At 43.3% G+C, this 26,674-nt stretch carries 17 protein-coding genes, 1 tRNA gene and 1 pseudogene; 3 read left to right on the forward strand and 16 right to left on the reverse strand.

Annotation, left to right across the window (positions count from 1 at the left end):
• Positions 1–155: 155 nt before the first annotated feature.
• The gene (locus tag AB4027_RS11555; protein ID WP_368645460.1) at positions 156–854 is read left to right on the forward strand and encodes a helix-turn-helix transcriptional regulator; all 699 of its coding nucleotides are present in this window, start codon (positions 156–158) and stop codon (positions 852–854) included.
• A gap of 127 nt (positions 855–981) precedes the next feature.
• Here the strand turns inward: AB4027_RS11555 and AB4027_RS11560 are convergent, their stop codons facing one another.
• From AB4027_RS11560 to AB4027_RS11615, 12 genes are all read right to left on the reverse strand, one after another.
• Positions 982–1,122 (reverse strand): hypothetical protein, encoded by a 141-nt coding sequence (locus AB4027_RS11560; protein WP_177165569.1) that lies wholly within the window; start codon positions 1,120–1,122, stop codon positions 982–984.
• Complete coding sequence (locus tag AB4027_RS11565; protein ID WP_368645461.1) at positions 1,116–2,099, reverse strand: aldo/keto reductase; 984 nt, start codon at positions 2,097–2,099, stop codon at positions 1,116–1,118. Before AB4027_RS11565 ends, AB4027_RS11560 begins: the two co-directional genes overlap by 7 nt.
• A gap of 703 nt (positions 2,100–2,802) precedes the next feature.
• A complete protein-coding gene (locus tag AB4027_RS11570) occupies positions 2,803–3,765 on the reverse strand; it encodes an ABC transporter ATP-binding protein (RefSeq protein WP_368645462.1) in 963 nt (320 codons plus the stop codon).
• Positions 3,752–4,831, reverse strand: coding sequence for an ABC transporter ATP-binding protein (locus tag AB4027_RS11575; RefSeq protein WP_091489387.1), 1,080 nt, complete (start codon positions 4,829–4,831; stop codon positions 3,752–3,754). The genes AB4027_RS11570 and AB4027_RS11575 overlap by 14 nt, the downstream gene beginning before the upstream one ends.
• A gap of 6 nt (positions 4,832–4,837) precedes the next feature.
• Positions 4,838–5,887, reverse strand: coding sequence for an ABC transporter permease (locus AB4027_RS11580; RefSeq protein WP_368645463.1), 1,050 nt, complete (start codon positions 5,885–5,887; stop codon positions 4,838–4,840).
• A complete protein-coding gene (locus AB4027_RS11585; RefSeq protein ID WP_368645464.1) occupies positions 5,880–6,821 on the reverse strand; it encodes an ABC transporter permease in 942 nt (313 codons plus the stop codon). Before AB4027_RS11585 ends, AB4027_RS11580 begins: the two co-directional genes overlap by 8 nt.
• A 111-nt stretch (positions 6,822–6,932) precedes the next feature.
• The gene (locus tag AB4027_RS11590; RefSeq protein WP_368645465.1) at positions 6,933–8,597 is read right to left on the reverse strand and encodes a peptide ABC transporter substrate-binding protein; all 1,665 of its coding nucleotides are present in this window, start codon (positions 8,595–8,597) and stop codon (positions 6,933–6,935) included.
• Between the two features lie 883 nt (positions 8,598–9,480).
• Positions 9,481–10,197: an MIP/aquaporin family protein gene (locus tag AB4027_RS11595; protein ID WP_091489380.1), complete on the reverse strand. Its 717-nt coding sequence runs from the start codon at positions 10,195–10,197 to the stop codon at positions 9,481–9,483.
• Positions 10,198–12,033 carry a type 1 glycerol-3-phosphate oxidase gene (gene glpO, locus AB4027_RS11600; RefSeq protein ID WP_368645466.1) on the reverse strand — a complete coding sequence of 612 codons (1,836 nt, stop codon included), beginning with the start codon at positions 12,031–12,033 and terminating at the stop codon, positions 10,198–10,200. It abuts the gene before it with no gap.
• Positions 12,034–12,056: 23 nt separating this feature from the next.
• Positions 12,057–13,562 carry a glycerol kinase GlpK gene (glpK, locus tag AB4027_RS11605; protein WP_368645467.1) on the reverse strand — a complete coding sequence of 502 codons (1,506 nt, stop codon included), beginning with the start codon at positions 13,560–13,562 and terminating at the stop codon, positions 12,057–12,059.
• A 213-nt stretch (positions 13,563–13,775) separates the two neighbouring features.
• Positions 13,776–15,245, reverse strand: coding sequence for a helix-turn-helix domain-containing protein (locus AB4027_RS11610; RefSeq protein WP_368645468.1), 1,470 nt, complete (start codon positions 15,243–15,245; stop codon positions 13,776–13,778).
• On the reverse strand, positions 15,235–16,569 hold the full coding sequence (locus AB4027_RS11615) for an FAD-dependent oxidoreductase (protein WP_368645469.1): 1,335 nt from the start codon (positions 16,567–16,569) through the stop codon (positions 15,235–15,237). Before AB4027_RS11615 ends, AB4027_RS11610 begins: the two co-directional genes overlap by 11 nt.
• Before the next feature lie 1,691 nt (positions 16,570–18,260).
• On the opposite strand from AB4027_RS11615, the pseudogene AB4027_RS11620 reads away from it, so the two are divergent.
• Positions 18,261–18,657: pseudogene (locus AB4027_RS11620) on the forward strand (tyrosine-type recombinase/integrase); the annotation flags it as partial.
• A 307-nt stretch (positions 18,658–18,964) separates the two neighbouring features.
• Here the strand turns inward: AB4027_RS11620 and AB4027_RS11625 are convergent.
• Together AB4027_RS11625 and AB4027_RS11630 are read right to left on the reverse strand one after the other, a co-directional pair.
• A complete protein-coding gene (locus tag AB4027_RS11625; protein ID WP_368645470.1) occupies positions 18,965–19,801 on the reverse strand; it encodes a hypothetical protein in 837 nt (278 codons plus the stop codon).
• A 312-nt stretch (positions 19,802–20,113) separates the two neighbouring features.
• A tRNA-Val gene (locus tag AB4027_RS11630) sits at positions 20,114–20,186 on the reverse strand.
• Between the two features lie 138 nt (positions 20,187–20,324).
• On the opposite strand from AB4027_RS11630, the gene AB4027_RS11635 reads away from it, so the two are divergent.
• Complete coding sequence (locus tag AB4027_RS11635; RefSeq protein ID WP_368645471.1) at positions 20,325–21,629, forward strand: hydroxymethylglutaryl-CoA reductase, degradative; 1,305 nt, start codon at positions 20,325–20,327, stop codon at positions 21,627–21,629.
• A 281-nt stretch (positions 21,630–21,910) separates the two neighbouring features.
• Here the strand turns inward: AB4027_RS11635 and AB4027_RS11640 are convergent, their stop codons facing one another.
• Positions 21,911–24,070 carry a copper-translocating P-type ATPase gene (locus AB4027_RS11640; protein WP_368645472.1) on the reverse strand — a complete coding sequence of 720 codons (2,160 nt, stop codon included), beginning with the start codon at positions 24,068–24,070 and terminating at the stop codon, positions 21,911–21,913.
• A gap of 221 nt (positions 24,071–24,291) precedes the next feature.
• Positions 24,292–26,535, reverse strand: a complete 2,244-nt coding sequence (locus AB4027_RS11645; protein ID WP_368645473.1) for an alpha-galactosidase — start codon at positions 26,533–26,535, stop codon at positions 24,292–24,294.
• Positions 26,536–26,674: the final 139 nt, after the last annotated feature.

The following is a 26,674-nucleotide window of genomic DNA, read 5'->3' on the forward strand; positions in this document are numbered from 1 at the left end:
CCGATTTTCCGTGCCCTTCGTAGCTCCTTCCAGCTCATAAAACGCAGGCAACGCTTTGTAGCAGCCCATTATATCAGCCTTTTTCGTTAATATACAAAATGTAGCTAGGTTAATGGATAGGGATTCTGGTAAGATTGATTTATGGAGGCGAGAAGATGAAAATTGGACAGAAACTGAAAGAGAAAAGACAAGAAGCAAATCTCACCCAAAAAGAACTGGCTGAGATCTTGCATGTTTCAAGACAAACGATTTCCAGTTGGGAAGTTGGACGTACATATCCCGACCTGGATGTACTCGTTGCAGTAAGTGAACTCTACGCGATTCCTTTGGATGATTTATTAAAAAACGATTCGACTATGGTGGAAGATATCACTAAGAAGGTCAAGAAAAGCGAGCGGAGAAAAATATTAAACATCGCATTGATTATTGTTTTGACCCTTGTAAGTAGCTTTAGCTTGTTTTTCATCCTGAGAGAACGCCAGACAACACAAATGAATGAACTCGGTCTGAGTCCCAGTGACTTACATTACTCTACTTGGGAGATGACTTATGATTCTTCACAAAACATACGACAATCTTTGGTTTCGTTCGACAGAAACAGTGTAGCTGTTTACTATCACTACGGACCCCGAGAGACAGCCACTGATGGCCACGAAGTCAATGAATATGAAGATCTTCGCATAGAAGTAGATAAAGATAAATATATTGTGACCGCTCACGGTTTCAGTCAAGAGTACGAAAAGTTAAGTGATACGATTATCAGAGATTCTAACGGTACCGAGTACCATCAGATTTTGTCTGAAGCGTCTAATGATAGTTTGTTCTGGATAGCAGATCAATTTGAAAATGAATGATATCCCAAAAGAAAAAGAGCACCAGCTTCCGGTCTTTACGACGCAGAAGCTGGTGCTCTTAACTATTATAAAACTCTCAAGTGGAACATACGCGCTGCGGGCGCGTGTGAACACTATAATCTTCTGTTTATTGAAGGACCCAGTGATTCGGTCTGATTTCTGTGAGTTTCTGTCCTTCGATAGAGATCTCTTCCCCTTCATTAGATGAGATGCGACCGCCGGTTTCACTTCTTATATTGATAGTTGTTGAGATGACACTCTTTACCACGCATAGGCTTCCGGAGCACGCCCGCCCGGACCTGGGAAGATTCGGTCGAGTTCCTCCATAACATCTTCTGTTAGATTTATTTCAAGAGCCTTGAGTGCCTGCTCCAGCTGGTCCATCGTTCTTGGACCTATGATAGGCGCTGTCACAGCCGGGTTAGCTAACAGCCAGGCCAAAGCAACATTTGGTTCCGACTCACCCAATTCTTTACATAGCTTGGAATAATCTTCCAGCTGACTGCGCTCCTTGCCTGAGAGTTCTGCGGCCCTCTTTTCACTTCGTGAACCAGGTTCCGGATCCAGGATTTTTTCGCTAAGCAGTCCGCCGCCTAATGGGCTCCATGGAATGACACCGATACCCAGCTCTTTGGCTGCTGGCAGGACTTCTAATTCCGGAAGTCTGCACAGTAAATTATATTTGTGCTGCTCAGATACTAAACCGAGAAAGTTTCGTTTCTCAGCCGCGGCCTGAGCCATGGCAAGGTGGAAGCCTGCAAAGTTGCTTGATCCAATATAATGCGTTTTCCCTTTATTCACTAATGTTTCAAATACCCCGTAGATTTCTTCCCACGGTGCATGACGTTCGATATGATGCATCTGATACAGCTCGACATGATCCGTCTGCAGACGTTTTAAGGACGCTTCCAAATGTCGGCGGATCTTGTAAGCAGACAGTCCGCTTTCTTTATTCGGTCCATCTGTTTCATCTTCCATACCGCCGTACACTTTAGTTGCCAGAACGACTTTTTCCCGGCGCCCTCCGCCTTGTGCAAACCAGCGACCGATAATTTCTTCAGTACGTCCTCTTTGACCGCTGCCGCCGTAAACATTTGCTGTATCGAAGAAGTTGATTCCTGCTTCCAACGCTCTGTCCATTATGGCAAAAGCATCTTCTTCACTGGTGTAAGATCCAAAGTTCATCGTTCCTAAACACAGTCTGCTGACTTTAAGTCCTGTTCGTCCTAAATAAGTATATTGCATTTGATCTTTCCTCCTTAGAATATTTTTCTGCTGTAAAACCCTCTTCATCACCTTCTGGTTAAGTCTGTCAACTATTTAATCGTATCACTCTGTCATTATTAACTCAATAATGATGTATCCGTTATCATTAATGTATTAACAGATGCTTTGAATTTCAAGAATATTGAGGACCCTCTTCGTATTCTTCCATATAATACAATCGTCCTTTTCGTGATCTTCGCTGTTCCTGATGGTTCATGAAGGGCACATATACCGCTCTTTTGTGACCTTCGTTGTTCCTGCTGCTTCGCGAAGGGCACATATACCGCTCTTTTGTGACCTTCGTTGTTCCTGATGCTTCGCGAAAGGTACATATACCGTACTTTTGTGACCTTCGCCACTCGTGATGCTTCGCGAAGGGCACATATACCGTACTTTTGTGACCTTCACAGCTCGTGTCGCTTCGCGAAAGGTACATATACCGTACTTTTGTGACCTTCACAGCTCGTGTCGCTTCGCGAAGGGCACATATACCGTACTTTTGTGACCTTCGTCACTCGTGATGCTTCGCGAAGGGCACACAATCTGACTTTCCGTTACCTTCGCTACTCTGCCTCTCTCGCGAAGGGCACGCAAGCAGCCTTTCAACCACTCTAAAGATCCTTTCAATTGGAAAAAGACAGCAGAATCGTCCCGATTCTACTGTCTCCTTATTAAAATACTATTAACTGATACCTACGACTTCTTTCATCGTATTTTTGCTTAACCAGTCGTTCACTTCTTCGTCCGTACCTAAAACTTCATGCGTGCCTCCAACATTATGCAGAGTCCCTTCAGAATAATCCAGGCCGCTGGTCGCATAATCGTAGCTCAAAGCCGTACGCTTCTGTTCGATGATCGGATTTGGATGCGGGATAGCTGAAAGCAGCGACTGGGTATAGGGATGAAGCGGGTTCGAGAAAATCTCTTCTGTCGTTCCTGTTTCGATCATATGCCCCAGATGCAAGACGCCGATCCGGTCTGAAATATAGCGTACCATCGACAGGTCATGCGCGATGAAGAGATACGCAACATTCGTTTCTTCCTGGATCTCTTTCATCAAATTGACGATCTGCGCCTGTATCGATACATCCAGTGCACTGATGGCTTCGTCCGCAATGATCAGGTCGGGATTCATGATCAGCGCGCGGGCGATACCGATACGCTGACGCTGACCGCCGGAAAACTGACTCGGAAAGCGGCCGGCAAATTCTTTGGACAAACCGACGCGTTCTAATATCTCAAGGACCCGCTCGTTCCTCTCGGCCTGACTGTCATAAAGACCATGGATATCCAGTCCCTGCGCCACACTGTCCAAGACATTTTTGCGCGGGTTCAGGCTGGCCATCGGATCCTGAAAAATCATCTGCATATTCGTTCGCAGGACTTTCTGTGTATCCTTATCCATCTTTCCGGATATATTTTTATCTTTAAACGTGATCTGTCCATCCGTAATGTCGTGCAGGCGGATGACTGAACGTCCGATCGTTGATTTGCCGCTTCCTGATTCGCCCACTAAACCGTAAGTTTCTCCGGGATAGATCTTGAACGAGACTCCGTCCACGGCTTTCACCGTAAACTTGCGACTGATCTTGAAATGCTGTTTTAAATCCTTTACTTCTAAAAGGGGTTGGTTAGCCTGCAGCATAAAGTTTAGCCTCCTCTTTCATGCGTGTTATACGGTCTTCCAGTTCAACGGGCAAAGAGTATTCTGGTCCCTGTTCACTCAAAAGCCATGTTGCGGCGGAGTGGGTTTCTGACACTTCTATAAGCGGCGGTTCTACCTTTTTATCGATATGCAAAGCATACGTGTTTCTCGGATAAAAAGGGTCCCCGACAATGTCATGCGCCATGTTCGGCGGGTTGCCGGGAATGGAAACCAGTTTATCCGTGTTCGTTTCCAGGTCAGGCATCGCCAGCAACAGTCCCCAGGTATAGGGGTGTTTAGGATCATAGAAAATATCTTCCACCGTCCCTTTTTCCACTATCTTGCCTGCGTACATGACGTTGACGTACTCCGCCACTTTGGCCACAACGCCCAAGTCATGCGTGATGTAAATAACGGATATACCCGTTTTCTTCTGGATATCCTGGATCAGTTCCAGGATTTTCGCCTGGATCGTTACATCTAAAGCCGTCGTCGGTTCATCACAGATCAGGACATCAGGATCGCAGGCCAGAGCGATCGCGATAACGATCCGTTGGCGCATACCGCCTGACAACTGATGCGGATAGTTTTTCATCCGACTTTCAGGATCAGTGATTCCTACGAGCTCCAATAACTCCACTGCTTTTTTCTGTGCTTCATTTTTCTTTGTTTTATAATGGGTCCGCATGCCTTCGATGATCTGGTTCCCAATACTCATCGTGGGATCCAGAGAGGTCATGGGATCCTGAAAAATCATGGCGATATGCTTGCCGTTGATCGTTTTTCGCATCTGTTTCTTTGAAAAGTCAAGCAGGTTCTCAGTGACGGTTTCGCCTTCGTGTTCGAACGTATAATGGATTTCTCCACTATCGATCGCTCCATTATTGCTTAAAATACCCATGATGGCTTTCGTCGTCACCGATTTACCGCTTCCCGATTCACCAACGATAGCAACGGTTTCGCCTTTGTGCAGATCAAGATCGACCCCACGAACGGCTCTCACTTTTCCGGCTGACGTATTGAATGTAATAGCCAGATCACGTACTTCCAATATTTTTTCTCTCATCTTTCATTACACCTCTTTCATGGTTGGATCCAAGGCATCTCTCAGCCCATCTGCCAGCAGGTTGAAGCTCAGCATCAATAGAGCTAACACCAGGACCGGCGGCACGATCATATAAAAGTGCGTCGTCAGGGATTTGAAATTCTCAGAGATCAGAGAGCCTAATGAAGCCATCGGGACCGGGATGCCGATACCGACAAAGGCCAGAAACGCCTCTGTAAAAATAGCATTCGGAATGGAGAACATCGACATGATCAGTAATTGAGAAAAGATATTCGGTAAGATCTCTTTATACATGATGGTCATGTCTTTGGCTCCCATCGTCCTGGCGGCGAGCACATACTCGCTTTCCTTCAGCTTCAGCATGGACGCCCGCGAGACCCGGCTCATACCGATCCAGCCTGTGATCGCGATCGCCAGTGTGATACTCATCAGTCCCGGCTTCAGCACGATGATCAGCAAGGTAACTACAACTAGATTCGGTATGCCGTTCAAGACTTCGACACTTCGCTGCATGGCGTTATCGACCTTCCCGCCGTAATAGCCCGAGATCATGCCGTACGACATCCCGATAAAGACATCAACGATGACCGCCACTAAGGCGATGTAGAGTGAGATACGAGTCCCGACCCATGTTCGTGTGAAAAGGTCTCTCCCTAAAACATCTGTACCAAACCAGTGATAGGCATCTTCTCCACCTTCAATGGTTTCATATTTATTGACGACCAGTTCGCCTGTCGACGTTTTCAGTGTTTCAGACCCGTCAAATATCCCGAAATTTTCCAGTACGGGGATGCGGGGAGCCATGCTTTCATGACCCGCTATCTGTTCATCGAACTCATACCCTGAGATCATCGGTCCTACAAGCGCCATGAAAATAATCAGTGTGATCGTCACAAATCCGAACACAGATCCTTTATTCTTGGCTATGCGCTTGACTAGCTGTTTCCAGAACGAATCCTCTTCATAGACTTCATCCATGACACGGACATTATCCTGACCTATGAAGGAAAAGTCATTCAATGTCTGTTGTATTGGGCGGTTGAGTGGTTTATCCATGTGCATCCTCCTTCGCTAAACGAATACGCGGATCCAGGACCCCGTATAATATATCCACGGCCAGCATAACAAAAATGTACAAGGCACTGTAGACAAAAGCCAAGGCCAGAATGACATTATAGTCATTGGACTGAATAGCCTGGACCATGAGTTGTCCGATACCCGGAATCGAAAAGATTTTTTCAACGACCAGACTGCCGGTCATCAGACTCACAACCAGTGGGCCCAGGATCGTGATGATCGATATCGAGGCATTGCGCAGGGCATGCTTGAAGATCAGATGCACACCTGAGACGCCTTTACTCTCGACCAGCTGCATGTAATCGGAATTCAGCACCTCGATCATCTCGGTACGGGTAAACCTTGCCACTGTAGCCATAACGGTCATACTTAACGCAACGGCCGGTAAGGCGAACGCTCGTAAGCCGTCGTCAGCGTTATAGAGCATCGGCAGCCAGCTTAACTGGAAACCAAAAAAGTAAGATAAGCCCAGCGCGAACACGTAAGAAGGAATCGATACCCCGATAACTGAGAAAAAGGTCGCGGCGGAATCGAGCAGACTATTGTGTTTCAGAGCAGCGGCTACCCCTAAAAAGAGACCCGCTACAGATCCCAGCAGGATAGAGAGTCCACCTAAAAGCAAGGAAGTAGGCAGACGGTTCTGTAGTAGCAGGGAAACATCTGTATCTTTGGAAATGGTATAAGACTTGCCGAAATCCCCTGTCAGCATATTTCTGACGTAGCGGAAAAACTGAACAGGTGCGGAATCATTCAGCCCATACTTACTCATCAGGACTTGCTGCTGTTCTATGCTCAGTCTCTCATCGTTAAAGGGCGAACCCGGAAGCAGCTGCATCAGGACGAACAGGACCAGGACGATGACCAGTAACGTGACCACCGACATCCCTACACGCTTTAAAATATATTTCTTCATGTTGACGTTCCTTTCACTTTATAAAAGTAAAAAGGCGTATCTGAGAAGAAGTAAAAGCTAGAAAAACTTGATAGCTTTACTTTTCCATATACGCCTTCTCCTTAACTGCGATTATTCTTTTACAGCAAATTTATACACGCGCGGCAGTCCCACTGCATGGAAATCGATACCTGAAACATTGTCCTGAACCATGACAGCATTCCCTTTCTGGTAAACAGGAAGGACACCAGCATCATTCAACAATATGGATTCCGCTTCTTTCAAAGCTTCCCATCGTGCTTCATCATCTAATGACAATTCGCCATCGATAGAAGAGTAGACGAGTTCATCATAGTCTGCATTCGACCATGAGCCGTCATTGTTGTTTCCGTCCGTCACCCAAAGATCCGCATACGTCATCGGATCAGCGTAGTCAGGACCCCATCGTGTCAGACCTAGATCGTAATCTGCCTGTTTCATACGTTCCAGACGTGTTTTCTTAGGCATTTGTTCGATTTCGATCGTGACGCCATCCAAGTTGCTTTCGATCTGTGATTTCAGTACTTGTGCCACGTTTATTGCACTTTCTGTATCTTCAACAAGCAGGCCGAAAGTGAATGAATCTTGTCCTAATTCAGATTTAGCTGCTTCTAAAGATTCCTTTGCTCCTTCTGGATCGTATTCCAGATAAGTGTCTGAGGTTTCGCGGAAGTCTTTGCCGTCAGGGCCTACAGCCAGGCCGTCAGGAATGATATAGTCAGCCGGTACAGACCCATCTTTTAAAATCGTATCTGTGATCTGCTGTTTATCAAAGGACGTCGCTAAAGCTTTTCTCAAGTTGGCATTTTCCAGGCCTTCCACTAAAGTGTTAGGCGAGATGTACCAAAGGTATCCTGCCTGAACATTGACAAATTCAGGATCATCTTTAAACAGATCCACTTGTTCGCCGGCCAGTGTCACCAGATCCAGATCCCCGTTCTGGTAAGAAAGCATCGCCTGCTGTGAATCCTTGATGACCTGATAGTCCACACCATCCAGGACGACATTATCTGCATCGTAATACTCTTCATTTTTATCCAGTTCAATGGTCGTTGCGGCTGGTTCATAACTTGACACCTCATACGCACCGTTTGCCAGCAGCGTTTCTGGTGATGTGCCGTATGAATCGCCCACTTCAGTCATGAAGTCTTCATTAAGTGGAAAGAATGGAATGAATGACATCAGACTTTCAAAATAAGGGACCGGATTAGCTAATTGCACATCTAGTGTATAATCATCAGAAGCTTGTACTCCCAATTCTTCCGGTGCTTTCTCCCCAGCAAGCACTTCGTTGGCATTGACAAGTCCAGCTATCCCCATAATGTAGCTGTACTCACTGCCGGTATCCGGATCAGCCAGTCGACGCCAGGCATAAACAAAATCGTGAGCTGTAACAGGTTCCCCATTTGACCATGTTGCATCTTCTCTCAATTTGAATGTATAGCTTAAGCCGTCTTCCCCTTTTTCAGCCGACTCAACCAGTGCAGGAACCGCTTGTCCATCTGAATCTGTTTGGTACAAGCCTTCGATCGTATTAGCGATGACTTCAAACGAGGTGCCGTCTGTTGCGATCTGAGGATCCATGGAAGCCACTTCAACATTCAGCTGGACATTCAGTACCTGTTCATCTGTCTCTGCTGGCGCTTCAGCTTCTACAGATTCATCCACTTCGTCTGTTGCCTCGGTATCACATGCACTTAAAAGTAATAATGATGCTGCTCCGCTAAGCCAGAGACTTTTTTTGCTTAAGTTTTTCATAGTTTCTCCCCCGAACCTAATTATGTGTAAATAATTAGAGTTTTTTAATTTAATATAATCGAATTATAATTAGAATACTCTAATATAGCAAGTGTTTTTTTAACATTTTTTAATTGTAAGCGTTTTTAGTTCGCTTTTACATCTTTATAACCGCTTACATAAGCTGTTATCATTTTTATCTTCAATCGAGATGTTCGTGTTCCACTCATCTTAAAACAGAAATTTTCACTCATCTATTTTTAATTTTAGTCGAAAAATTCTGGATTTACTGATGTCTAGGTTGAATAGATCAGACAAACGGTGTGTGTTTTTTGAGATGCATGTAAACTGATAAAAAAGTGGACAAAAAAATAAGCTTACCACTGCAGGGGTTGGCCAACAGTGATTAGCTTATCAAGAATTTAATTTCCCATTGGGTAACATCTAGATTCACACATACCTCAGCTAATGCACTCCTGATTTAATGTAACAAGTTCTAGTCAATCAATACAAAGCTCGTATACCATTAATCTACGAACAGCTGGATAGCGATGAAGTTACATGACGATCAAACATTTATCGAACCATTTCTGACTCCCCAAAAAAACATTTTCAAGAACTTATATGCTTTGGACTTTAAAGGTGTAAATTGAATGCCGCTGGTATAGTCCCACTATACTTCCAACATCTCTGAGTTTAGGGGGGCCTTTTCTTCTACAGAGCTACGCAACTATTCATTAGATATTCTACTTTCCCGATAATTAGACTCGATTTTACTCATCAAAAGATTCTGTTAAAACCCATTTATAGCTGATACTTATTTTCTAATGTAATGTAAAATGCCTGCCATCAAAATCAGAAAGACTTTGATAGCAGGTACTCTACTTTCTATTATATATTCTGCTTATAGAATGACCATATACAGTGCTGCTGCTGCAACTGCACCGAGCATTGGGCCAACTATGGGAATCCAAGAGTATTCCCATTTAGAATCACCTTTGTGTTTTATCGGGAGTAATTGGTGGGCAATTCGTGGCCCCAAATCACGAGCAGGGTTGATTGCATACCCTGTGGATCCACCTAATGAAAGACCGATCGAAAGAATCAGTATCCCTACAACTAGCGGATTCAACCCTTCAGAAAACGTATTTTCACCAAATATCATCAGAACGAATACCAATACGAATGTACCGATTGTTTCAGATAAGATGTTAGCTGTATTATCTCGAATTTCTGTCCCAGTGGCAAAGGTTCCGAGAATCGCTGCTTGATCGGTCGTTTCTTTATAATGAACTAAATAGGTCAACCAAACCAATACCGCACCTGCAATTCCTCCAGCAGTCTGAGCCAAGATGAATGGAACAACCATTGCCCATTCTAAATCCCCAATGATAGCAAATCCAAGTGTTACAGCAGGGTTTAAATGAGCAGGTCCCATAAATCCTGAGACGTAAACAGCTAGTGTTACAGCTGCACCCCATCCCATTGTTATAGCGACCCATCCTGCTCCTTCAGCTTTACTTTTTTTCAAGCTGACTGCAGCTACTACACCATTACCCAGTAAAATCAGAAACATGGTACCTAAAAATTCACTAAAAAGTGTCAACGTATTTCCTGTCATTTAATTCACGGCTCCCTTTAATCTTTTTAAATCAGATTCGGCAATTGCTTTTTCTAATTCATTTGTATAGTTAATTCTATTTTGGTCTGACCAATCATGATATCGAGCCATTTCTGAGATGACTGGTTCGATGATGCTGTCCAAAGTGTCACGCATAAACAGCATATGATTTGTACGACGAATCAGGAAATCACTTGGTCTCAACGCCATTTCTTCACGCATCGCGTAGTGAAGACTGAGCGTATCTGCTAAAGTCAATCCGTCTATCTGATCGACTTCGTCTAGTAATGCGTAGACTTTAGGTGTGTTTGATCCGTATAAATTAGCCAAATAGCCAGCCTCAAACTCACTCAGCCCTTTTTCCACACCCGATTGGGCTAATGCCTCAGTTTCTTCATCTACTTTTTTCGGATCGATTTTCCCACCAGAAACAGAATACGTTGCTGAATCAATCAGTTTATAAGATTTATTGTAGTCTCTGTCTAATATTTCAATTACTTTTTTGACCGCTCCCAGCGCCATTTTACGGTAGTCAGTGATTTTGCCACCCGCTACTGTTATCATGCCATCCTCATCGATTTCAAGGGAACTTCCTCGAGAAAGGGTTGAAGGATTCGTCTCTGTTTCTGAATTTGTTTTTTTGATATTTTTCAATACATCGGCTACTTCATAACGTTCAACGTCTCCTTGCTGGTATTGTTCAACGGTAGAGAGCACGGCATCAATACTCTCATCTGTGATCGTCTGATTACTCAAACCGTTATAATCAGATCCACTGTTCGTTGCAATCAGCGGACGTAACCCTGCCCAACTTGATTCAATATCATTGATCGTTATATTAGCAGATGGGTAACGACTATTAACGATTTCCAATAAGTAATCTACATCTTCTTGTTCTACAGTTGGATTTGATAAGTCACCATTATAATCTGTATCTGTCGTTCCGAAATAGGTCTTATCTTCACGTGGAATGACAAAGACCATTCTGCCATCCTCTTTACCCGTATCAAAATAAGTAGGCTGTGGAACAAACAATGTTTTGTTATCTACAACCAGATGGACACCTTTTGTCGGACGCATTTGTGGTGTGACATCAATTTTATCATCCATTTGACGAATCGTATCTGACCATGGTCCAGTTGTATTCATAACGGTTCTTGCTTTAATAGAAAAGATCTCGCCAGTCAGCAAGTCTTCCACTTCCGCTCCAGATGCTTTCCCGTCTTCGTCATGCATAATTTTAACCACTTTCATACGACTGACCATATGTCCGCCGTCTTCCGCTGCACGTTTGATATTTTCAATCACTAGACGGGCATCGTTGTTTCGATAGTCCAAGTAAACGCCAGCACCTAGTAAGCCTTCGCTGTTAAGTTGTGGTTCGCGTCCCAGCACTTCTTCTTTTGTTAACGTATAGTTTGCATATTTTGTCCCAGTGACATTTGCTAACTGATCGTATAAATCCATTGCTATTTTAAGAGAAAACATCGAAAAAGTTGCATTCGATTCATCATAGATCGGTAAAATCATCGGATCTGCTTTAGGGATATGCGGTGCAATACCTTGAACAACTGCTCTTTCCTGTACAGTATCTGCTACAACTTCCACATCAAAGTTCTTTAAGTAACGCAAGCCACCATGCACAAGTTTAGTCGAGCGAGAAGACGTTCCTTCTGAAAAATCCTGCATTTCGACAAGTCCTGTTTTCAGACCAGAAGCACTGGCCTGCAATGCAGCACCAGCACCTGTGATCCCACCCCCAATGATCAATACATCTAATGTTTCATTTTTCAGAACTTCTATATCTTGTTTTCTACTCTCTATTGAGAAAACCATCGTTTTTCCTCCTTGTTCATTTCCTAAGCTTCCGGCTTAAACACTTGCGTTGCTTTCACAGCTAATTTCCAGTTTTTATATAGTTTTTGACGTTCTTCTTCTGACATTTTCGGTTCAAATGTTCCGCCTTCTTCGTACATATCCTTGATTTCATCCATACTTTCCCAGAATCCGACAGCTAATCCAGCTAAGTACGCTGCACCTAGTGCCGTTGTTTCCAGGTTATGGGCACGCTGGACTTTTGTTCCGAGGATATCTGCCTGGAATTGCAGTAACCAGTCGTTATTTGCTGCACCACCATCTACTTTCAGTAAAGGAATATCAATGCCAGCGTCTTTATTCATCGTATCGATAACATCACGTGCCTGATAGGCAATAGACTGTAATGTTGCCTTGACGAAGTCTTCTTTTGTTGTGCCACGAGTTAAGCCAAAGACAGATCCGCGTGCATCAGAATCCCAGTAAGGTGCACCTAATCCAGTGAAGGCCGGAACAACAAAGACTTCGTTGTCATTTTTAGATTTCTTAGCCAAAGCTTCTGAATCCGAAGAGTTTTCAATCATTTTCAGTCCATCACGTAACCATTGAACGGAAGACCCGGCAACAAAAATACTCCCCTCTAATGCGTAGTATATTTTCCCATTGATACCGTAACCAATTGTAGTTAGTAGATTGTTTTCTGATAACTGTGGTTTTTCACCCGTGTTCATGACGATAAACGATCCTGTTCCGTACGTGTTTTTAACCATTCCAGGCTCAAAAGCCATTTGTCCGAATAATGCTGCCTGCTGGTCTCCTGCCATTCCCGATATAGGGGTATTGGCTCCGTAGAAATGGTAATTTGCAGTGTTACCATACACTTCTGAGTTGGATCTAACTTCCGGCATCATAGCAAGTGGGATATTTAATAAATCTAAAATTTCCTGATCCCATTCTAATTTATGAATATTATAGAGCATTGTACGACTTGCATTTGAGTAGTCTGTGACAAATGATTCACCACCCGTTAATTTCCATACAAGCCAAGTATCGACTGTACCAAACATTAATTCACCATTTTCAGCGCGTTCTTGTGCCCCTTCTACATTATCAAGAATCCAGCGGATCTTCGTAGCTGAGAAATAAGAATCGATAATTAACCCAGTCTTTTCATGAATCATTTCTGAATATCCAGCTTCGTACAGTTTAGATGCAATCGGTGCTGATTGACGAGATTGCCATACAACTGCGTTATAAATAGGCAAGCCTGTTTCCTTATCCCAGATAATTGTAGTTTCTCGTTGATTAGTGATCCCGATTCCTGCGATTTCATCTGGTTTGACACCAGATTCGATAAATGCTCCAGCAATAACGGACTGAACCGAATTCCAGATTTCATTAGGGTTATGTTCTACCCAACCATTCTGAGGGAAAATTTGCGTAAACTCTTTTTGCGAGCTTCCAATCGTGTTTAATTGTTTGTCATAAATAATTGCTCGTGAGCTCGTTGTTCCTTGATCAATGGACATAATGTACTTAGTATCTTTCATAATAAGTTCCTCCTGTATAATGAGTAGTTTTTGAAATCGGTTTCTTTACTCTTTTATTGTAACCGTTTTTCTTTAACTAAAAATGTCAGCTTTTTTTCTTTAGCGAAAATTTTTGGGAGTTTTTTAGTTATTCCTGATTTTTGACTAAAATTCTGTTGTCATATAGCGTATTTAAGCGAAAAAAAACAAGCGACAGAATACACTGCACTTGTTTTAAGTATTCAGCTCTTGAATAATGCGTTGGATATTCGCCAGATCAAAAGATGACAAAACTTCAGAAAGGACGTATACTCGCGCACCTTCGTAACCACTTAGGTCTGAGGTTTTATCATTCGTCAGGATAAGGTCGTACTCTTTGTTCGGCTCATAGCGTTCAATATGAATCCCTTGGATAGGACTCATCTTAAGTATCAGCAATTCGCTGAGCGTTTCTTTGTATAACTCGTCCATCTTCAAATCAATTCCGATCTGTAAGACTTTAGCCATCTTAAAGGAAAGAAGGAGCAGTAAATTAATGTACTTAAACACTCCCATTTTAATCAAGCTATTGTCGTCTCCCGCTTCGACCCTAAACCTCTTTATACTCGTTCCTATTATTTCTCTGGAAAAAGTGACCAAATTATCTCCGAAGATTTGTTTCTCCTTAGCTGAAATATATCTGTATTCGAAGCGCTCGATATCGCCCTGGAAAAAGTACAACTGGGTGTGTATATGTGTTAAATGGTAATAGATTTCTCTCTCCAGCATATAAGGCAACTTGCGAAACTTAAAGTGATTGATAATGGTCTCAGCTATATACATATCTAATGCAGCGACCGGTGCATGCCGATCCCGAATCAGGGTATATTCATGAAAGTCATCTTCAGTCAGTATGGGAAACGCGAGTAAAAAAACAAAATGAAGCATAGCCTCTCCTTCGTCCACTTCAATCGAATACCGGCTAAAGTAACGGAGGATCATGACTTGTATTTTATGATACAAAGGGTCTTTCACATAAGGCTTCATCTTCTCACGCAAATATTTGTGTTTCTGATTTTTAATTGTGATACGTGACTTGCTGATGAACAGCCAGGTACTCAGTCGCTCTCTGTTCTCGGGGAGAATCGTGACTTTCAAAAAATTTTCAAGAGATTGCATCGTTTGAATCATCTGACTGTCAGCATGTACAGTGAATAATGTTGTTTTATCTTCTATATAAGAATAGAAATGAAAATAAAAGTATCGGATCTGCAATTCTTCTCCATGCAGCTGCCCATTACGAATCTTGATGCCAAATTCTTTAAGATGACTGTTTAGATCTCTGATTTTACGAAACAAAGACGATTCACTTATCGCCAGTTTTAGTGTTAACTGAGTGATCGAGAATTTCTGATGCTTGAATAAGTAATTAATGATTTTGATTTTAATGGACTGGTCTAAATAGAGTCGGTATATATGCTGCAATGAGATATGATCACCCATTATCAGCTCGATATTTTGGCCGTCATACTGAATATAAACCTGTTTATCAAAATCACTCATCCGAGCGGCAATAGATTCCAGATCATTATCAAGGGAAGCTTTTGAGACCGCGAGATGATCCAGCATATCTTTGTAGGATAGGACGCCGTGATTCAAAACGAGCTGATTGAAGATTGTAATTTCTCTCACTTCATTTTTCTCAAGGAAGTGTTCAACTTTCATCTTTATCAACCCTCTCGCCCATCCAGGACACAAGATTTGTCGTTGTCATCATCTGGGAGTATGAAGGATGGAAAAAATAGTCTGTCTGCTGCAGGTCTTCCAAGGTTTGTTTGGTTTGAATAGCCAAAGCCAGCGTATTGATTTTCTCTAACATATTGGCTTTTGAGATCATCTGTGCCCCGAGCAAGACATGGGTAGTGGCATCGTAGACCCACTTCAGTATCACTGTATCTGAATGAGGAAGACTGGTCAGTGGCACTTCCTGACGGTAAGTTTCGATCGTATGGTTAGTAAATAAGCTTTCAGCCTCGGTCATCCCGGTACTGGCAATATAATAGCCGAAAATAGACGTTCCGATTGTACGTAAAGACCCTTTGAATTCAAGTACAGGTTCAATCAAATTTGCGGCTGCAACGATCCCTGTTCTTACAGCATTATTGATCAGCGGGATATAGACCATGTCTTCATCAGGTCCTGATAACTGGATACAGTCACCGACCGCAAAGACATCCTCGACTGATGTTCTTAAATAACGGTCAACCGCTATCGTCTGATCTGTATGTCTTTTAATGCGCGTATCTAAAAAAGGTAAATTAGGCCTGACATTTACACTCATGATAACAGCGTCACTTATTACGGAATCATCACCAAGTCGGACCGTCAAATTATGATTAGATTCCATGTCTATAGAAGAGACTGTTTGCCCCAACCTTAAATCAATGCCATTTTCTATCATTTTCTGTTCAAGTGGCTGAATCATATCTTCGTCCAGATACTTAAACAAAACATAGTCCATACTTTCGATCAACGTTATCTTTTTCTGTTGTTTAGTCAACAGATCGGCTGCTTCTACTCCAACTTGGCCTCCGCCAATAATTGTAACATGCTGGCTCTCTTTCACTTTAGATAAAGCTGCTTGAGCTTCTCCGTAACGCTTATACTTTAGTACGCTATCCTGAGCACTGCCATCGATTTTTTCAGAAAGTTGTCTTGATCCAGCGGCAATGATCAATTTGTCATAAGCTACCAGTTCCTCCTGCTCCAGGTAATCATACGCGATGATCTTTTGATCAGTATTAATGTTTTGAACGGTGGCGCCTAAATAGTACTCAATGGTGTGTTGTCGCAGTTGCTCTTCTGTAATAAAGCGAGCAGCATTCAAATCATCAATTTGGTTTCCCCAATATAAATGCAGCCCGTTTGGAATATAGGCTAATGTGGCTTGCTTTTCCAACAAAACAATATTTGCGTCGGTATGGTGTTTCCGCACTTCTAAAGCCGCAGCTATTCCAGCAAAAGACGCGCCTATAATGACTACTTTCATTCTGATGCTCCTTTATTTATTTTATATTAGTATAACATAGCGGAAAGTGGTTTTAGAATTGCTTCTTTAGCATGACTATATCCCCTCATCAGAATCCAGAAAACCAATTAAACGTATGCAGTTGCGGGGAATGCAGAAAAGCCCCATATTCAACTGGTTATCGTTTTCGTTGAGAGCGTCTGTATAAACTTTTTCAAAAAGAAATCCCTACTGACACATGCACCTCACTTGATAGGTAATATAAAAATCAGAAAATAATTTTTAAAATAGAAAAGTTATAAACGAGTTTTTCTTTATGTTAGTGCCCAAGAACAACCATCTGTATCAGTTTCAACTGAAGATACTGAGAACTCTCATACTGAAATAGTCAAAGTTTCAAACCAAGAAATATTCGACGCTTTAGAAGCTGATGGTTATAATATAGAAGATTATCTTACTGAAGAAGAAATTAACCAAGAAAATGAAGAAAGTGATCAACTAACTGTCGAAGTCGTTCAACCAGATATCGAAGAACTGAGTACCGGAAACAATAGTGATATGGTGTCTATTCTAGCCGGGCACACAATTTTTACTAGAGTTAATAACAATACATTTAGTTTACACCTAAACTCCACTCTTACAACCCTTTTGTTAGGCACTGGAGTTGGAGCAGTATCAGGAGCTCTTTTAAATATTCCTACTGTTGCTGCTGCTGCTCTTAGTGGCATTGGTGTTAAGTCGAGTGCATTAGTTGGATTTCTTTCAACGGCTTCAGGTTTGATAATCGGGGTAGCTTCTAATGGTATAAGTATAACTGGTAGAACATATACCAGTTATACTGCCTTAGGACCTCAAATAGGAGTGAGAGTTGCGGTAGTGTATCTACAATAAAATGAAAAAAATAAAGTGGCACATGCCGTAATGCCAATTGCCATTGCCGTTATATTAGAATTGTTGCCAATCAACCATTTAGATACTTTTCCGAGATTTATTATATCCGGTTTAGTTGGTTTAACTATTGGTATGATAATATTTTTTATTTTAAGAAAATACCAGCCCTGAAATTTTCACAAAGTCTATGTAATGCCAAAATATACTTGTCTCATATGAGTTCCTCCTGCACATGTTTCCAGTGTTTAGAAGCATTGTACCGTAAGGAGTGATGTAGTTTTTTTTACATTTAATAAAAATTAGGAGGATTTTTAGTGGGGGATAGTTGGTTTCTAATTCTTTTTCTTAGCATTGTTATTATAGTTACTAAAAAATATAAACGATAGATTAGATTAGTTTATAAATTAGAAACTTGTTTTAAACCCATACCACTATTGAAGTAGTTAGGTAAACTATAAGGTAATACAATTAACCCGTTAGGTACAGTTACTGTATGTATACCAGCACCATAGCGATAGGCCTGCCAAACGATCTTCGAACAGTAAGTATATTTAGTACCGGCATAATTCAGAGAAAGATCATAAATAGCATTAGAGTTTTGATATGTTTTCTTTGCCCAAGATACGTTGTTACTGCGTCTATAGGGTTGTTAACTCTGTAAACCTTAGACCAACTATTAGATTCCTTGTGGTATTTTTTCCCCTGTTTGCTATAGACCAAGTAGCGGGTTTTGAACCATATCCAGCTATAGATAGAATTTGAGTATCAGAAATAGCAATACCTGCATGCCCAGTAAGACCAGAAAAACTAGTCCCATTAGTAAGGACATTTTAACGTCAAAAAATCCCCGTATCGTGGAACAAAAGACGGGGAAAATTCGCATACTCTATTTAGGGAGCCTTCAGGATTTAATCCAGGAGTACACTAAAGCCCTGGACCCGGACGATTATCTCTTCCCCAGCAGTAAAGGGGGGCCGTTTAGAAGTGAATACGGTCTATCAAATGTTTCAGAAGGTCGCCAAGCTCTTAGGAAGAGACGATATCGGCACGCACACGCTACGCAAGACGTTTGGGTATCATTATTATAAGAAAACGAAAGATTTGGCGACCCTCATGGAGATATTTGGTCATAGCAGTGAAAAAATCACAAAACGCTATATCCGAATAAATGAAGACGAAATCAGTGAAACATTGTTAAACTTTAGATTAGGTTTTTAAGTAAAAAAAGCTCTCTGGGGTAATCCAGAGAGCTTAGCAAATACTTACGTACCCACATTTTATGCGTCGTATAAAATTTATCACCTTTTTGTAAAAAAGAAGTCAATTACAATGAGAACTATTATAATCAAACCAACCAGCAATTTTCCAATAATATAATCATAAGCTTCAAATGCAGAAAAAGCAGAAAAAAGAATACTGTAGGTAAATGGAAATCTTATATCTCTTTCATTCTTTTTTCTATATTTAATACCATAGCATAGAAAAAAGATGGCTGCTCCCCAAAAATATACTGACATATTCATCGTTAATACGGTCTGGTGGCAAACCACCAAGCTCCAGTTTTACCTCGAGTAATCCATGTAGGACTAGTGTAATTACCAATCTTGAAATTCGCTCTGAAAGAACCGTTTTGGTATCTATAGGCACGCTGCTTATAAGAACTTCCACCAGTAGAGACTAAACCCTTAGTTCTGTAGGTGTCGTAAGACCAGCTCCCATTAAGTAAGTCTCCTGTTAGAGTTGAAGCCACGGAAAATCCAAAAGAAGTTAATGCAGTTTTTGCTCTACTTAATAAAACTGGAGCGGTTAAACCAATTCCACTCGCAACTGACACGACTGCCGTGATTATCAAAGCGGTGTATATCGCTCCTCGAGACAAATCTCCAGTTAATTTCTTAATAGTATTTCTAGTAGTATGGTAATAAACTGGACTCCAATCAGAAGTGGACATTATAGAAAAATTTTCTACTTTACTATAATCGACAAAAGTTTCTGTCTCTATTATTTCACCGTAATCAATACCATCAATAATTGCTTCACTTGTAACAGGATCGACTACTATTTCAGACTTCTCATTATCTTCATTGTAGTATGATATTACGACGTTTGAATTCTGATCTAAAACAGCAGATATCTCTTCTCCTGTTTCTTCCTTTATTTCACGTACCATTTCATCTAGAAAAGACTGATAGTCAAAATCATCAAAATCATACGGTCTTAGAATTTCACTACTTTGTAAGTTAACAGTTGCTGATTTTTCTGGTATTGTAGCGGACTGAGCAGCTACTTTTAGTGGAGTATGGGTAGCAATTAGTGACAAGCTAGCTAACATAATAATAGACTTCTTTGTAAATTTAAACATTAAAATTCACCGCTTCTTCTCAAATGTTGTACTATTTATAACGTTTACATTTTTGTATTTATCTTATGATAATCCTAGTATAATCATTAATAAATTAATGTCAATACTTATAATGTTTTATTTATATAGAATGAATGCATAACTCTAAATAAAGACTTAATGGGGGTTGTAGCTTTTTACAGTTAGGTATACTCATGTAAATACTGGTATACAAAAAGAGACGGTATAACTTTTTCTGATTATTTAAATCAGTAAGTCGTTACCGTCTCTTTTTAATTTTAGTTTTAATCTCAATAAAACTAATACTATCAATGGTCCCTACTGGGCTCGAACCAGCGACCCCTACCTTGTCGAGGTAGTGCTCTCCCAACTGAGCTAAGGAACCGTAATGGGTCATTACCTATTTGATTATACAAGATGATGAATCAAATGTAAACCTTTTTTAAAGTTTACGGACTCCTACTTTTCTTTTTTCGTGAAATCGTTCATAATGAAAGGGACAGAATAAGGAAGGACCGATACGATGGATACGACACATTTAACTAAATTTTACAAAAAAAATCATGACGATAAAATTGATTCCTTATTTTTAGCCGGTGTGATTTCTAAGAAAGAAAAAGACAGGCTCCTGGACCGGACACTGGAACTCGACCCTGAGACGGGCAGTCATATGATCGAAAACTATATCGGCAATTATTCCATGCCCCTGGGCGTTGCCATGAATTATATGATCGACAAGGAAGAACTGGTCGTTCCTATGGCTATAGAAGAACCGTCCGTCATTGCCGCATCCAGTTTTGCCGCAAAGATCATCGGTTCGGCCGGTGGATTCAAGACAACAGTCATTCATAGAATGATGATCGGCCAGGTGACATTAAAAAACGTTCCGGATATAGAAGAAGCGACAAACAACGTTGCGGAAGCGAAGCAGAAGATCCTCAGCCGGGCTAATGAAGCCTATCCTTCTATAGTAAAACGCGGGGGCGGAGCGAAGAATCTGGACGTTCGTCTCCTGGAAGATGATACAGACAGCGGTATCCCTTCCTATTTATCCGTCCATATCCATGTAGACACACAGGAGGCCATGGGCGCGAACATCGTCAACACGATGATGGAAGGCATTGCCCCTTACATCGAAGAACTGACCGGCGGCACAGCCCTGCTCCGCATCCTGACGAATTATGCAACGGAATGTCTGGCCACATCCAAGTGTGTCATCCCGGCACATAAGCTGAAAACCCAAGACTTTTCAGGCGAAGAAGTCAGAGACCGCATCATCGAGGCTACTCAGGTCGCAACGATCGATCCCTACCGTGCCGTGACGCATAATAAAGGGATCATGAACGGGGTCGATGCTGTCGTTCTGGCATCCGGCAATGACTGGCGGGCGATCGAAGCCGGTGTACATGCTTACGCCAGCCGTTCAGGACAATACCGCTCCTTAACGTCCTGGTCAAAAAACGAAGCGGGCGACTTGGTCGGCGAATTGACTCTGCCTTTGCCAGTCGGAACAGTGGGCGGTTCGATTTCCTTTCATCCTGCTGCTAAACTGGCCCATTCGATCATGGGTCATCCCAAAGCACACAAGCTCGAGCGGGTGATCGTTTCAGTCGGTCTCGCACAAAATTTTGCGGCTGTCCGCGCGCTTGTCACTGAAGGTATCCAGAAAGGTCACATGGGGCTCCATGCCCGTTCCCTGGCTATCAGTGCCGGAGCCAAAGGGGATCATGTCCAGCAAGTCGCTGACATCCTCAAACATTCCAAGCACAAAAATCTTCAGCGCGCCAAAAATATCCTGCTGAACATACTGGAAGAATTCGAAAAATAAAATCATACATTTAGGAGAACCTTCGACATGAAGGTTCTCTTCTTTCTCTGACTGCATTCTTTTCCTACCGCCTGCCTAAGATACTTCCTCTGATGAGTAGGTATGAACAGAGGGTCCTGCTCGCCTAAAAGTGAGTAGGGTCTAATTAGGACTTTTTATAGGTCAGGAAAAATCCCGATAAGCTATCCGAACTTCTCTATCGGCACAAAAAAGCACGAAGGTTATGAGAGATCACTACGAGTGACTTCTCCTATCCTTCGTGCTTTTTTACTTTATCCAGGTTACTTGCTTTCGGCTGCTGGTTTCATTTCTTTTTCATCTTCTGACTCGTCGTCCATACTGAGCAGGCGTGCATTGACGGCAACGATGACCGTACTCAAGGACATCACGGCGGCTCCGATCGCCGGCGTGATGATGATGCCCTGATAGTACAGGATACCGGCTGCCAGCGGAATCGCAATAATGTTGTATCCTGCGGCCCACCATAGATTCTGGATGTTTTTGCGATGGGTGGCTTTCGAGAGATTCAAGGCATTCAGGACATCTCTCGGATCACTGTTGACCAGAATGACATCCGCCGTTTCGATCGCGACGTCCGTTCCGGCTCCGATGGCGATTCCGATGTCTGCGGCAGCGAGAGCCGGCGCATCATTGATGCCGTCACCAACCATGGCAACTTGTTGTGATCCGTCTTCCTGCAGGCGTTTGATATGTTCTGACTTCTGATCCGGCAGCACTTCGGCGATCACTTCAGTCAGCCCGAGTTCTTTACCCACACCATCTGCCACACGCTGGTTATCCCCGGTGATCATGACCGTGTCGATGCCCATCTCTGTCAGTTCACGGATCACTTTATAAGAGGATTCGCGGATGATGTCACTGAGCGCGATCATGCCCTGCAGTTTCTTGTTTTTCAGCACAAAGACGACGGTTTTCCCCTGCTGGGACAGATCGTTATAGCGGTCTTCATCAAAGGTTATCCCTTCTTCTTTCATGGCTCCCGGACTTAAAACTGATACCGTGTCTTCAGCGATTTTCGCTTCCAGCCCTTTTCCAGTCAGATTGTTGTAATCTGTCACACCCAGACGCTGAACGTTTTTCTCTTCACCTTCGCGCACGATTCCTTTGGCGATGGGGTGATCGGATTGACTTTCCACAGAATAGGCCAGTTGAAGCAGATCTTCTTCCGATATGCCGTCTTCCGGGATCACAGCATCGACGCCAAAGGTCCCTTCGGTCAAGGTCCCTGTTTTATCAAAGACGATCTTGTCGATGGTGCGTGCGGATTCGAACTGCGTCCGGTTTCTGATCAGCAGTCCTTTTTGAGCCGCAATGGAGGTAGAGACGGAACTCACCAGAGGCATCGCCAGACCCAAGGCATGCGGACAGGCGATAATCAGAACGGTAACGGTCCTCTCCAGGGCAAATTCGAAATCGGAAACGTTCACCCAGTAAAGCATCGTTAAAAGACCCGCGCCAAGCGCCACATAAAAGAGCCATTTCGCTGCTTTGTCCGCAAATCCTTGGGCTTTCGATTTCGTGGCCTGGGCATTTCTGACCATGTCGACCACTTGTGAGAGATACGTTTCTTCTCCGACTTTACTGACCTCGACAGTCAGCACCCCTTGACCGTTGATGGATCCGCCGATGACCTCCTGTCCTTCTTTCTTCTCGACCGGAACAGATTCCCCGGTCAGCATCGATTCGTCGATCGATGAGCTTCCTTCCAGGATCTTACCATCCAAAGGGACTTTTTCCCCGGACTTGACTAGAATCTTATCTCCCGGATGCAGCTCTTCCACAGATACATCCGCGGTATTGCCGTCCTCATCCAGTTTATGTGCATCGTTCGGCATCAGGTTGATCAGTTCTTCCAGTGCTTTGGAAGCACCCATCTGCGAACGCATCTCGATCCAGTGCCCTAAGAGCATCACAACGATCAAAGTGGCCAGTTCGAAGTAAAAGTCACTGCCTTCAATGAAAAAGGTGGTCAGCGTACTGTAGACGTAGGACGTCGTGATGGCTAAAGAGATCAGCGTCATCATCCCGGGCGTATGATCGTCGATGACTTCTGATTTCAGCCCGGTGAGAAACGGTTTTCCGCCGTAAAAGAACACAAAGGTGGCGAGTGCAAACAGGACCAGATCCGACCCAGGGAAAGACACTTCAAACCCGAATAAATGCTGCAGCATCGGCGCCAGGATGGCGATCGGAACGGATATCACAAGAGATATCCAGAACCGTTTCTTGAAATCCTCAACCATATGGGCGTGATGATCATGGTGGCCTTCATGGCCGCCGTGTGCAGCGTGACCGTGATGGCCTTCACCCTCGCTGTCGTGATGTTCATGATTCATATCCTCGTGATCAGAGCGATTCGACTGGTCGTGATTGTTCATCTCTTGCTCTTCATTATGATCAGCATGATGTTTCTCTGACATTTCACTCATCCCCTTAGTTTGTTTAACTATCGTTTACGTTTGTAATCGTTATATATAACCTAACACGCCTTTAAAGTCTTGTCAATTGATTCCCTTCTTACTGTTATTATACGGCTCATGATCAGCAGGAAACAAACCATTTGAACTGACTCACAGAAAAAAGCACCTGAACGCCAGAATTTATCCGGCATTCAGGTACTCTGTTAATAGTTTAAAAACTGCTAGTCTTTTGCCGACAATTTCACGATCCAGCTGTGGAAGTCGGTCTTTCCATTTTTCGACCAGAAATGGCCGCGCTGTCTTTCGTTTTCACTGAAAAGCAGACCGATCGTATTCAAGTCAGACCCGTAACGTTCTTCGCCGTCCGGATCGATCGAATAGACAGTCTCTTCATCCAATCCAGCCAGTTTCAGGCGGCTGTAGGTCGGATTCGGCTGGGCGAGGACCTGATAGAATCCCACCAGTGCTTCTTTCTTATCATCTGAAACGACCATCCAGGCTGTGTCATTGCCGTCAAACGGACTCGAAAGACGATAAAAGGTCCCTTCGTGAACAAGCTGGCGGTTTTCTTTGAAGAAAGCGATCTGGGCTTTCATCTGATCCATTTCCCGCTCAGTCAGCTGCGTCACATCCAGTTCATAACCAAATGTCCCAAAATAAGCCACTGCACTCCGCATATCCAGAGACGTCGTGCGCCCCACCTGATGGTTCGGAATGGCTGACACATGGCTACCGATACTCGACAGCGGATAGACCAGAGAGGTCCCGTACTGGATCTTCAGCCTTTCGACTGCATCGGTGTCATCACTCGTCCAGGCCTGCGGTGCATAATACAGTAAGCCCGGGTCGAAACGTCCGCCCCCGCCGGCACAGGATTCGATCAATAAGTCAGGGTACTTGTCCAATAGTTTCTCATATAAGGCATACACTCCTAAAATATAGCGGTGATAGAGCTCCCCCTGCTGGTCATGCGGGAGGATGGTCGAGAAGGGTTCCGTGATATAGCGATTCATGTCCCATTTGATGTAGTCGATATTCCCTTTGGCCAGGATCGTGTCCATTTGACTGAACAAGGCATCCACCACATCGGGATTGGAAAAATCGAGGACAAACTGGTTTCGGCCATGCGACATCGGTTTGGCCGGCATATGGATCACCCACTCCGGATGTTCCTGATAAAGCGGCGTGTCTTTGTTTATCATTTCCGGTTCGAACCATAACCCGAACTTCAGTCCCAGCGCATGGATCTTCTCAGATAGACCTTCGATACCATGCGGCAGTTTGGATCTGTTTTCCGTCCAGTTACCTAAAGAACTCGTATCATCGTTCCGTTCACCGAACCAGCCGTCATCCAGGACAAAGAGTTCCACCCCGGCATCTTTAGCTTTTTCCGCCAGTTCTATAATCTTTTCTTCATTGAAATCGAAATATGTGGCTTCCCAGTTGTTGATCAGGATCGGGCGGGTCTGATTCTTCCAGGGTTCTCGGGCAAGGCGATTGCGGTACAAGTCATGATACGTCTGACTCATGCCATTAATGCCTTTATCTGAATAGACCAGGACCACTTCAGGCGTCTGAAAGGTCTCATCCGGTCTCAACTTCCACTGAAACTGATACGGGTTGATCCCCATCGTTGCCCGCGTCACATTGTAGGTGTCCACTTCCACCTGTCCCAAGTGATTGCCGCTGTAGACCAGACTGAAGCCGTAGACTTCACCCTGTCGTTCAGTCGTTTCCGGCCGGGCCAGCGCAAAGAATGGATTATGCATGTGACTGCTTGCGCCGCGCGCGCTTGATATGGACTGCACCCCTTTGAACAAGGGCTGCCTTTCGATATGGTTCTCTCTCGCCCAGGCCCCGTTCAAGTGGATCATCTCGAAATCTTTGTCAGGAAAATCGATGCTCAACGACATCGCATGGTTCAGTTTCATCGTTTTGTCGCCTGAATTATGGAACCTGGCACTGCGGGTGATCACAGCCCGGTCCTGAAACACCGTATAAAACAGACTAATCGCTAAACTGGAGTGCGTATCTTTCAACACCACTTCCAGCGTCTGGGCTTCATCAGCTGATTCTGTATAAGTGGCCGGCATCCCGTCCAGTTTCGGCTTTCCTTCATGGATCTTATAGGAATCATAAACAAGATGAGAAATATGATCGCCTTCCGGATACTCTAGTTCGTAGGCCGGATAACGGAAATCTGTGGTCCCGAATCCCGGATATTCCTGTTTGATGTGTTCCAGAGACGATGTATAATCTCTCTCATTCAGGTTGATAGACGAACGGGGTTCTCTTTCAATAAGAAAATCAAAGGAGCCCCGGTGATGGATATGCTTCCCAAAATACAGATGTTCCAGCTGTCTGCTTTTTTCAAACACTCTGAAAATATAACTGACGTGCTGATTGGTCAAGTGGAACTCCAGTTTTTCATCGTTGACGTGAATAAGCTTTTTAGTCTCGGGCATGCTTCAAGTCCTCCTGTAAGTAAGTTGACATATGGTTTTAGCGTTTAGTTTCCTATTACAAATCAGTCAATGTAATCGCTTAACTTTAATCGTAGTATATCATATCTCCTGCTTCTATTTTAGAGAGAATTAAAAAAGG

This window comes from Alkalibacterium putridalgicola, assembly GCF_040959045.1.
Lineage (GTDB): Bacteria > Bacillota > Bacilli > Lactobacillales > Carnobacteriaceae_A > Alkalibacterium > Alkalibacterium putridalgicola.

Bases quoted from the DNA above. Each gene is read 5' to 3' on its own strand.
- AB4027_RS11555 (WP_368645460.1), top strand. From the start codon at position 156: ATGAAAATTGGACAGAAACTGAAAGAGAAAAGACAAGAAGCAAATCTC.
- AB4027_RS11565 (WP_368645461.1), bottom strand. From the start codon at position 2,099: ATGCAATATACTTATTTAGGACGAACAGGACTTAAAGTCAGCAGACTG.
- AB4027_RS11570 (WP_368645462.1), bottom strand. From the start codon at position 3,765: ATGCTGCAGGCTAACCAACCCCTTTTAGAAGTAAAGGATTTAAAACAG.
- AB4027_RS11575 (WP_091489387.1), bottom strand. From the start codon at position 4,831: ATGAGAGAAAAAATATTGGAAGTACGTGATCTGGCTATTACATTCAAT.
- AB4027_RS11580 (WP_368645463.1), bottom strand. From the start codon at position 5,887: ATGGATAAACCACTCAACCGCCCAATACAACAGACATTGAATGACTTT.
- AB4027_RS11585 (WP_368645464.1), bottom strand. From the start codon at position 6,821: ATGAAGAAATATATTTTAAAGCGTGTAGGGATGTCGGTGGTCACGTTA.
- AB4027_RS11590 (WP_368645465.1), bottom strand. From the start codon at position 8,597: ATGAAAAACTTAAGCAAAAAAAGTCTCTGGCTTAGCGGAGCAGCATCA.
- AB4027_RS11595 (WP_091489380.1), bottom strand. From the start codon at position 10,197: ATGACAGGAAATACGTTGACACTTTTTAGTGAATTTTTAGGTACCATG.
- glpO (WP_368645466.1), bottom strand. From the start codon at position 12,033: ATGGTTTTCTCAATAGAGAGTAGAAAACAAGATATAGAAGTTCTGAAA.
- glpK (WP_368645467.1), bottom strand. From the start codon at position 13,562: ATGAAAGATACTAAGTACATTATGTCCATTGATCAAGGAACAACGAGC.
- AB4027_RS11610 (WP_368645468.1), bottom strand. From the start codon at position 15,245: ATGAAAGTTGAACACTTCCTTGAGAAAAATGAAGTGAGAGAAATTACA.
- AB4027_RS11615 (WP_368645469.1), bottom strand. From the start codon at position 16,569: ATGAAAGTAGTCATTATAGGCGCGTCTTTTGCTGGAATAGCTGCGGCT.
- AB4027_RS11625 (WP_368645470.1), bottom strand. From the start codon at position 19,801: ATGTTTAAATTTACAAAGAAGTCTATTATTATGTTAGCTAGCTTGTCA.
- AB4027_RS11635 (WP_368645471.1), top strand. From the start codon at position 20,325: ATGGATACGACACATTTAACTAAATTTTACAAAAAAAATCATGACGAT.
- AB4027_RS11640 (WP_368645472.1), bottom strand. From the start codon at position 24,070: ATGTCAGAGAAACATCATGCTGATCATAATGAAGAGCAAGAGATGAAC.
- AB4027_RS11645 (WP_368645473.1), bottom strand. From the start codon at position 26,535: ATGCCCGAGACTAAAAAGCTTATTCACGTCAACGATGAAAAACTGGAG.